This is a genomic window from Bradyrhizobium sp. NAS96.2 (genome assembly GCF_001908235.1).
Classification (GTDB): Bacteria; Pseudomonadota; Alphaproteobacteria; order Rhizobiales; family Xanthobacteraceae; genus Bradyrhizobium.
This window is the reverse complement of sequence record NZ_LGHK01000287.1, coordinates 1-8,052: the sequence shown is the minus strand read 5'-3', so window position 1 is coordinate 8,052 and position 8,052 is coordinate 1. Positions and strand designations below refer to the sequence as shown.

Annotated in this window: 6 protein-coding genes; 4 read left to right on the top strand and 2 right to left on the bottom strand. The window is 65.4% G+C overall.

The features are described from left to right. Window positions 1-150 precede the first annotated feature (150 nt). From AC628_RS39740 to AC628_RS39730, 3 genes are all read left to right on the top strand, one after another. Complete coding sequence (locus AC628_RS39740; protein WP_074132154.1) at window positions 151-1,641, top strand: ABC transporter substrate-binding protein; 1,491 nt, start codon at window positions 151-153, stop codon at window positions 1,639-1,641. Between the two features lie 432 nt (window positions 1,642-2,073). Beyond that, a complete protein-coding gene (locus AC628_RS39735) occupies window positions 2,074-3,783 on the top strand; it encodes a pyrroloquinoline quinone-dependent dehydrogenase (protein ID WP_074132153.1) in 1,710 nt (569 codons plus the stop codon). Window positions 3,784-3,984: 201 nt separating this feature from the next. Then, complete coding sequence (locus tag AC628_RS39730; protein WP_074132151.1) at window positions 3,985-4,551, top strand: c-type cytochrome; 567 nt, start codon at window positions 3,985-3,987, stop codon at window positions 4,549-4,551. A gap of 195 nt (window positions 4,552-4,746) precedes the next feature. On the opposite strand, the gene AC628_RS39725 is transcribed toward AC628_RS39730, so the two are convergent. Then, on the bottom strand, window positions 4,747-5,661 hold the full coding sequence (locus AC628_RS39725) for an ankyrin repeat domain-containing protein (protein WP_168193538.1): 915 nt from the start codon (window positions 5,659-5,661) through the stop codon (window positions 4,747-4,749). 134 nt (window positions 5,662-5,795) lie between these two features. Beyond that, window positions 5,796-6,713, bottom strand: a complete 918-nt coding sequence (bla, locus tag AC628_RS39720) for a class A beta-lactamase (RefSeq protein WP_074132148.1) — start codon at window positions 6,711-6,713, stop codon at window positions 5,796-5,798. A 100-nt stretch (window positions 6,714-6,813) separates the two neighbouring features. Here bla and AC628_RS39715 point away from each other — a divergent pair, with 100 nt between their 5' ends. Continuing rightward, a complete protein-coding gene (locus tag AC628_RS39715) occupies window positions 6,814-7,776 on the top strand; it encodes a LysR family transcriptional regulator (protein ID WP_074132146.1) in 963 nt (320 codons plus the stop codon). Window positions 7,777-8,052: the final 276 nt, after the last annotated feature.

The following is an 8,052-nucleotide window of genomic DNA, read 5'->3' as shown; positions in this document are numbered from 1 at the left end:
CTCTCTCCAGGATGTGACTCGTGGAGAGAGCCCCCACCCCAGCCCTCCCCCGCAGGCGGGAGAGGGAGCACACCTCCTCCGCGGTTGCTGTTCGATCTTAGGTCCATCATGCTTTAGGCTGAACAAAGAGCACGTCCGGGGAGCAGACCAATGTTGAGGAAATTGTGCGTCATCGCGGCCGCTGCCGCACTCGTTGCAGCGCCGCTGCCGAGCCTCGCGCAGGGCAAGAAGGACAGCGTCGTGATGGGCATGACGCTGGAGCCGCCGGGACTCGATCCCACCAACGCGGCGGCCGCGGCGATCGCCGAAGTCACGCTCTATAATGTCTACGAGACCCTGACCAAGATCAACGAGGACGGCTCGGTGTCGCCGCTGCTCGCCGAGAGCTGGCAGGCTTCGCCGGATCTCAAGACCTACACCTTTAAGCTCCGCAAGGGCGTCAAATTCCACAATGGCGAGCCGTTCGATTCCGCCGCGGTGAAGTTCTCGTTCGACCGCGCCGCGGCGCCGACCTCGACCAACAAGGACAAGAGCCTGTACCAGGCCTTCGCGTCGGTGACGGCGCCGGACCCTGAGACCGTCGTCGTCGCGTTGAAATATTCCGAGCCGAACCTGCCGTTCCTGCTCGGCCAGGCATCAGGCTCGATCGTCGAACCGAAAAGCGCGCCGACCGATGTGACGCAGCCGGTCGGGACCGGTCCCTACACGCTCGGCAGCTGGGCCAAGGGCTCATCGATCACGCTGGTGAAATGGCCTGACTATCGCAACGCCGCCGCGATCAAGCTCGCCAAGGTGACGATCCGCTTCATCGGCGATCCCGCCGCGCAGGTCGCAGCGCTGCTGTCGGGCGACGTCGATGCCTTTCCGCGGGTCGGTGCGGCGCGCAGCCTCGCGCAGTTCAAGGCCGATCCGCGCTTCAGCGTCCTGATCGGCGGCTCCAAGGCCAAGACCATCGTCGGCATCAACGAGCGCAAGAAGCCGCTCGACGACATCCGGGTTCGCCGCGCCATCCTGGCCGCGATCGACCGCAAGGCGATGATCGACGGCGCAGTCGACGGCTTCGGCACGCCGATCGGCAGCTTCTACACCCCGGGCTCGCCTGGCTATGTCGATACCACCGGCATCAACCCCTACGATCCGGAACTGGCCAAGAAGCTGCTGGCGGAAGCCGGCGTCAAGACGCCGCTCGAGCTCAGCCTCAGGCTGCCGCCGCCGGCCTATGCGCGGCAGGGCGGCGAGATCCTCGCGGCGCAACTCGCCAAGGTCGGCATCATTGCCAAGATCGAGAACGTGGAATGGGCGCAGTGGCTGTCGCAGGTCTTCACCGGCCCGCACAATTACGACCTCACCATCGTCTCGCATGTCGAGCCGTTCGACCTCGTGAAGCTGACCGAGCCGGACTACTATCTCGGCTACAAGTCCGAGGCGTTCAATGCGCTCTATCAGCAGATCATGGCGACGCCGGACGAGGCCGGCCGTGCCAAACTGCTCGGCGACGCGCAGCGGATGCTGGCGACCGATGCGGTGGCCGGCTTCCTGTTTCAGCCGCAATGGATCACGATCGCCAGCAAGAAGCTGAAGGGCGTGTGGAAGGAAGTCCCGCAGTTCGAGAATGATTTCTCGGCCTGGTCCTGGGAGTAGGTGATCGCGCCGGCGGAGCGCGATCGCCTCAGCCGGCGCGGCTCCCCGCGCGATGCCGTCGCTTGACGCGTAGTCTCATTTTGCGTGCTGCGCTTGCGAAGGCGAATTCGTGGGGCGATGCGCGCAGGCACCGCAAGTGACCGATATCGCTTGGGTTGGTGGCTGCTCGGCATTGCTTCGTTTCGCCCGCGCGAAACGCACACTGTTCCGGCTTCGCATCGAGCGCATCGATTGTCTTTGTGAAGGACAGCGCTAACATGGAACCCGTCCATCGATACCTGTCGTCGTCTTTTTGATTTATCTATTGCAGCGCAACCGGATCACACAACGATGTGCGCTCGCTATGGCGGCCAGGCTTCGAAGGCGAAGTCTCGAAGGCGAAGTAGCGAACACCGTCCCTAATAGTCCAACCAAGAAATAACGGGGGAAGACATGTATGTGAAAGGGCTTGCGGCATTAGCCACAGCGGTCGGCGTTGGCCTGTTGTCCGGCACCGCCATCGCACAGGAAGTCAAGCAGGAGAAGCAGTCGGTCCTCGGCAACGCCAATGTCCCGCCGGTGACCCAGGAGCAGCTCAACGCCGCCGACAAGAACAGCAAGGACTTCCTGCTCACCAACGGCAATTACGCCCAGACGCGGTTTTATCCGGGCAAGCAGATCAGCCGGGACAATGTGAAGAATCTGCACGTCGCCTGGATCTTCCAGACCGACGTCAAGGAGTCGCTCGAGACATCGCCGATCGTCGTCGACGGCGTGATGTATGTCACGACGTCGTTCAGCCACGTCTATGCGCTCGACGCCAAGACCGGCCAGCAGCTGTGGCACTACGCCCACAAGATGGGCCCGATCACCGTCTATTGCTGCGGTCCCAACAATCGCGGCGTCCAGGTGCTCGGCGACCGGGTCTATCTGGCGACGCTGGATGCAAAGCTGATGGCGCTGAATGCCAAGACCGGCGAGGTGGTGTGGACCACCAACATCGCCGATCCCGAGCTCGGCTACAGCGAGACGATGGCGCCGACCGTGGTCAAGGACAAGGTCCTGATCGGCACCAATGGCGGCGAATACGGCATCCGCGGCTTCGTGCGCGCCTATGACGCCAAGACCGGCAAGCAGCTCTGGAATTTCAACACCATCCCGGAGAGCTCGGTCGGCGTCTGGGCGACCAAGGACGCCACCGGCCGCGACATGCATCGCAATATCCAGGCCGAAAAGGACGTGCTCGCCAAGAACGGCGATCCCTATGCCAAGCTCGGCGGCGGCGTGTGGCAGAACCCGTCGGTCGATCTCGCGACCAACCGGATCTACTTCGTCGTCGGCAATCCGTCGCCCGACCTCGACGGCTCGAACCGGCCCGGCGACAACCTCTACACCAACTCGCTGGTGTCGCTCGATCTCGATACCGGCAAGTATGTCTGCCATTTCCAGTACATCGCCCACGACGTGTGGGATCTCGACGCGGTCAGCCCGACGGTGCTGGTCGACGTCAAGGACAAGGGCGGCAAGACCATTCCCGGCGTCATTCATGCCGGCAAGACCGGGCACATCTATGTGCACGATCGCAAGGACTGCAGCCTGATCCGCTTCTCCGAGGCAATGGTGCCGCAGGAGAACATGTGGGTACTTCCGACCAAGGAAGGCGCGCGCATGCTGCCGGGCGCCAACGGCGGCGTCGAATGGTCGCCGATCGCGACCGATCCGGGACAGTCGCTGGCCTATGCCATCAACCTGCACCAGCCCATGCACTACCGTGTCGAGAGCTCGCCCTATCCAAACGGGAAGCTGTGGCTGGGTGGCGCCTTCACTGCGATCCCCGGTGAACAGCAATCCGGCAACATCACAGCCGTGAACTACAACACCGGCAAGATCAAGTGGCAGGTCAAGACACCCGAGCCCATGATCGGCGGGATTCTGGCTACGGCCGGCGGTCTGGTGTTCACCGGTGAAGGCAACGGCAAGTTCGCGGCCTATAATTCCTCCACGGGCAAGGAGCTGTGGAGCTTCCGCGCCGGCGCCGGCGTCAATGCGCCGCCGTCGAGCTACATGGTCGGCGGCAAGCAATATGTCGTGGTCGGCGCAGGCGGTAACACCCAGGTCGACTTCAAGCGTGGGAACAACATCATCGCCTTCACGCTCGACTGAGCCGGGACGGGATGCGTCGTCACGCGTGCACACATTGACGGCGAAGCGGGACCCGTTCGGTCCCGCTTCTGTTTGCTTGGATAATGGATATTCCGTCATTGCGAGCGAAGCGAAGCAATCCATCGTACCGCGTATGCGGAAGGATGGATTGCTTCGTCGCTATCGCTCCTCGCAATGACGACTGCGCTTCAGGATGAGTAGATGCTTGGTAAGTTATCGATTTGTGGCGCCGCGCTGCTGCTTGTTGCGGCCGAGGCCCGCGCCGAGACGATCGAGGACAAGGTCGTTGTCTGCGCCGGTTGCCACGGCGCCGACGGCAAGCCGGTCGACAAGACCATTCCGACGATCTGGGGCCAGCAGGCCGGCTATCTCTACATCCAGCTTCGCGATTTCAAGCGCGGCGATCGCAAGAGCGAGATCATGCAGCCGATCGCGACCCAGTTCGAGCGCGACGACATGCTGGCGATCGCGGAATATTTCTCGCAGAAGCAATGGCCTGACCTCGGCCAGCCGCGTGCGCCCAAGGACGTCGCGGCGAAGGCGCTCAGTGCCAGCGCTTCCGTCGGCTGCCCGGCCTGCCATCTCGATCGCTTCCAGGGTGATGGCACGGTGCCGCGGCTTGCCGGGATGGGACGCGACTACCTCGCCAAGACTATCGCCGACTTCCGCACCCGCGCGCGCGGCAACAATCCCGGCATGTCCGACCTGATGCTGGCGACGTCGCCCGACGACCTCGCCGCGCTGGTGGACTATCTGGCGGGGCTGTGAGCGGCGCGAAGGTCTCGCGGCATTCTGGCTGCACCTCTCCCGCTTGCGGGGGAGGTCGCATCGCATCGAAGATGCGAGGCGGGTGGGGGCTCTCTCCGCGATATGACCCGCGGAGAGAGCCCCCACCCCAGCCCTGCCCGCAAGCGGGAGAGGGGGCGCACTGCCTTCGCGATGCTGATATCCGGCCGCTTTATGTCAGTGCGGCGTCAGCTCCTCGCGCAGCGCCGACAGGATGGTGAGGTCGGCGGCGTGCTTGCCGGCCTTGTCGGCCAGCGCAGCGTCGGCGCCATGCGCCAGCAGCGCCTTGGCAATCGCCGGATGATTGCCTTCGGCGGCGATCATCAGCGCGGTGCGGCCCCGCGCATCGCGATCGTCGACCCTCGCGCCGGCGTCGAGGAGATACGAGACGACCTCGAGCGCCTGCGCTTCCGGCACGGTCTCATCCGGCCCGGCCGCCCACATCAGGAGCGTGAGGTCGTTGGCGTAGCGCGCATTGATGTCGATATCGCGCGCAAGCAGCTGCTTGACGATGCCGAACTGGCCGCCGGCCGCCGCATACACGACCGGCGGCTTGCCGGTGTCGTCGGCTTTGCGGCCGTCGGCGCCGTGCGCCAGCAGCATGCGCACCACCATGTCCCGGCCGGCATAGGCGGCGGCCGCGACCGGCGAGGCGCCGCTGCGGCCGGTGAGATTGACGTCGGCGCCGCGGTCGATCAGGCGCTGCACGATCGCGGCGTGACCACGGTCGGCGGCAAAATAGAGCGCGGTCGATCCCGCGAGGTTGCGCGCATCGACCGGCGCGCCGCGTGCCAGCAGCAGGTCGACCATGTCGAGATGGCCGGAGCGGGCGGCGTGGCTCAGCGGCCGTGCGCCGAGCCGGTCCCGTGCGTCGACCGAGGCGCCGCCATCGAGCAGCTCGGTGGCGAGGTTGATGCAATCGGCATTGGCGGCCGCGAACAGGGTCAGCGAAATCTCGGCCGCGCTGAGCTGGGCCTTGTCGGTTTCATATTTGCGGATCAGCTCGCGGCACCGCGCCGGGTCGGCCGCGGCAAAGCTGCCATGAATGCTGCCCGCAACAAGCAGGGCGGCGAGGGCGATGCGGCGATACAAGGCGTGTCCTCCGGATGGCCTGCCGAGCGCACCGCCATCCGGATCGAACGTCGCATGATCCTTGGTTGCTGCCAAGCCGCGCAGCGATGTAAGCCGCGCATCGCCGTTGTGCTGCGCGGCGTCGTCGTGCCGCTCTAGCCGGTCTGCCCGGTGCTCGCATTGGTAACGGCGCGCGCGACGTTGGCGATCACCTCGTTGCACTTCTCCGTCGGCGCACTCGCTCCAGTCAGGTAGACCGTCACCACGATCGGCTTGCGGCCGGGCGGCCAGAACACGCCGATATCGTTATAGGTGCCGCGCTCGCCGGTGCCGGTCTTGTCGCCGACCCGCCAGTCGCGCGGCACGCCGGCGCGCAGCCTTGCGTCGCCGGTCTTGTTGGCGACCATCCAGTCCACGAGCCTCTGGCGCGAATTGGCCTGCAGCACATCGCCGAGCACCACGCGTTGCAGATTCTTCAGCATCGCGACAGGGCCGGTTGTGTCGCGCGGGTCACCGGGCACGGCTTCGTTCAGTTCCACCTCCCAGCGATCGAGCCGGCTGACATTGTCGCCGATGGTGCGGAAGAAGCTGGTCATGCCGGCAGGCCCGCCGATCTCACGCAGCAGCAGGTTGGCCGCGGTATTGTCGCTGAGCGTGATCGCGGCCTCGCAGAGTTCGGCCACCGTCATGGCCGATCCGACGTGTTGCTTGGCGACGGGCGCGTAGGCCAAGATATCCTTGGCCTCGATCTGCATCCGTTGATCAAGGCTGGATTCGCCGCGATCGACCCGGTGCAGCACGGCAGCTGACAGCATCGCCTTGAAGGTGCTGCACATCGGGAACCGCTCGTCGCCGCGCCGGCTCGCGCGCAATCCCGTTTCCATGTCGAGCGCAGCGACGCCGAGCCGGCCGCTGGTCGCAAGCTCGATGCGCGCAAATTCCTGCTGCAACCGCTGCGCCGGCTCGCCTGGTCCCGCCGCTGCACTCTGTCCCGCCGCGGCGCTTGGCCGCGGCAGGGTGCAGGAGGCCGCAAGGCCCAGCGTACGCAATCCAAATGTCCGTCTCGTCAGCATGTCGAATCTCCCGTTGGCGGCGCGAACCTGCCGGGCGGCGTGACGGCGCACAAACAATCATTTATACAACGAGGCATGAGAAAAACTTGGTCATGACGCCATGCGCCGGCATCTCCCGCTGAACGCGTTGCGCGCCTTCGAGGCCTCCGCGCGGCTCTTGAGCTTCACGCGCGCGGGGATGGAGCTGCGCGTGACGCAGACTGCGATCAGCCATCAGGTCAAGCAGCTCGAGGAGCTGCTGGGCGCAAGCCTGTTCCGGCGCCTGCCGCGTGGGCTGGTGCTCACCGACGAGGGGCTGGCGCTGTTGCCGGTGCTGTCGGACACGTTCGACCGGATCGGCGCTGCGATCGATCGGATCGAGGCCAAGGGCACGCGCGAGGTCGTCACCGTCGGCTGCGTCACGACGTTTGCGACCGGATGGCTGCTGCAACGGGTCGATCGCTTCAAGCGCGCGTATCCCTATATCGACCTGCGCCTGCTCACCAACAACAACCGCGTCGACATCGCTGGCGACGGGCTCGATCTTGCGCTGCGCTTCGGCGACGGCTCGTGGCACGGCACCGAGGCCATCCATCTGTTGTCCGCGCCGCTCTCGCCGGTGTGCTGCCCCGATGCGGCGGCCCGGCTGCGCAAGCCGTCCGATCTCGCGCAGGAGTTTTTGCTGCGCTCCTACCGCGCCGAGGAATGGCCGTTGTGGTTTGCGGTGGCCGGCGCGTCGTGTCCGAAAATCCAGGGGCCGATCTTCGACAGCTCGGTTGGTATGGCCGAGGCGGCGGCACGTGGCGTCGGCGTCGGGTTGGTGCCGATTGCGATGTTCGCAAATGAGCTTACCTCCGGCAGGCTGGTGCGGCCGTTCGCGGCCGAGGTGCCGGCGGGGTCGTACTGGCTGACCTGGCTGAAGTCGCGCGAGGTCACGCCGGGCATGCGCGCTTTCCGCGACTGGCTGCTCGATACGCTGCGGGCGGAGGTGAATGAGAGCGAGAAGGGCGCATCGGCTCTGCGGCCAAGGGCGAAGGTCAAGCGCAAGCTAGTAAAGTCCGCGTCGAAGAAGCGCCGTCGCTAGCGGATGTGGCGCAAGCCGCCGCGGGCGAGCGGTGCTTATACGATTTCGGAATATTGGAAATCTATCCCTGATTTGCCCGACGTGTCAAGCCGCCCGGTCGGACGCAGGCAGCCGCCAGCTCCTTTGCATGGGGTTGTTTTCGATATTTTGGTCCCGTCATCCCCGCGCAACGGCTTTGCCGTTGTCGCTGGAGGTGCGAGCGGAGCGAGCCTCGAAGGATGCACGGCCACCAGCGGGGCCGTCGACCCTTCGAGACGCGCTGCGCGCTCCTCAGGG

What these genes read in the sequence shown, in the direction of transcription:
- AC628_RS39740 (WP_074132154.1), top strand. Translation starts at nt 151, where the DNA reads ATGTTGAGGAAATTGTGCGTCATCGCGGCCGCTGCCGCACTCGTTGCA.
- bla (WP_074132148.1), bottom strand. Translation starts at nt 6,713, where the DNA reads ATGCTGACGAGACGGACATTTGGATTGCGTACGCTGGGCCTTGCGGCC.
- AC628_RS39730 (WP_074132151.1), top strand. Translation starts at nt 3,985, where the DNA reads ATGCTTGGTAAGTTATCGATTTGTGGCGCCGCGCTGCTGCTTGTTGCG.
- AC628_RS39715 (WP_074132146.1), top strand. Translation starts at nt 6,814, where the DNA reads ATGCGCCGGCATCTCCCGCTGAACGCGTTGCGCGCCTTCGAGGCCTCC.
- AC628_RS39735 (WP_074132153.1), top strand. Translation starts at nt 2,074, where the DNA reads ATGTATGTGAAAGGGCTTGCGGCATTAGCCACAGCGGTCGGCGTTGGC.